Origin of the sequence: Nocardiopsis mangrovi, from assembly GCF_042653925.1 — a bacterium.
Lineage (GTDB): Bacteria > Actinomycetota > Actinomycetes > Streptosporangiales > Streptosporangiaceae > Nocardiopsis_B > Nocardiopsis_B mangrovi.
In genome coordinates this window covers 1-948 of the sequence record NZ_JBHSFQ010000092.1, presented here as the reverse complement: position 1 = coordinate 948, position 948 = coordinate 1, and the positions used below count along the sequence as shown (strand labels likewise).

The following is a 948-nucleotide window of genomic DNA, read 5'->3' as shown; positions in this document are numbered from 1 at the left end:
GATCGGCACGACGCCCCCGCCCATACGTCGCCAACAGCGCCTGCGCCTCGATCGGATCACCCAACCGGGTACCGGTGCCATGCGCCTCGACGAGATCGACATCGCCCTCCACGAGCCCCGCATCCGCCAAGGCCGCCCGGATCACCCGCTCCTGCGACGGCCCACTCGGCGCCGTCAACCCGTTCGACGCACCGTCCTGATTCACCGCCGACCCCCGCACCACCGCCAAGACCGGATGCCCATTCCGCCGCGCATCCGACACCCGCTCCAACAGCACCAACCCCACTCCCTCGGCCCACCCCGTGCCATCGGCCGACGCCGAGAACGCCTTGCACCGGCCATCAGGCGCGAGCCCCCGCTGCCGGGAGAACTCCACGAACCCTCCGGGAGAGGCCATGACGGTGACCCCGCCGGCCAGCGCCATGGAGCACTCACCCCGCCGCAGCGCCTGAGCCGCCAAGTGCAGAGCGACAAGGGACGACGAACACGCCGTGTCCACCGAGATCGCGGGCCCCTCCAGTCCGAGCGTGTAGGCCACCCGCCCCGACGCCACACTCCCCGACAGCCCCGTGAGCCGGTATCCCTCCAGTTCACCGGTCGGGTGGCGGAGCCGTTCCCCGTAGTCGTGGTTGGTCACCCCGGCGAAGACGCCGATGTCGCGGCCCTTCAGCGACGACGGATCGATCCCCGCCCGCTCCACCGTCTCCCACGACACCTCCAACAGCAGCCGCTGCTGAGGATCCATCGCCAGCGCCTCACGCGGCGAGATCCCGAAGAACCCCGCATCGAACCCCGCCACATCATCCAGAAAACCCCCCTCCCGCACATACGACGTCCCCGCACGACCAGGATCGGAATCGAACAACGACCCCAGATCCCACCCCCGATCCACAGGAAAAGGCGCGACCGCGTCCACCCCCTCCGCCACCAACCGCCACAGATCCTCCG

The 948-nt window shown here is 69.9% G+C and carries 1 protein-coding gene; it reads right to left on the bottom strand.

What is annotated here, in order from left to right:
• Positions 1–948 (bottom strand): beta-ketoacyl synthase N-terminal-like domain-containing protein (locus ACFO4E_RS30070; protein WP_378580721.1); only part of this gene is annotated, 948 nt, incomplete at both ends.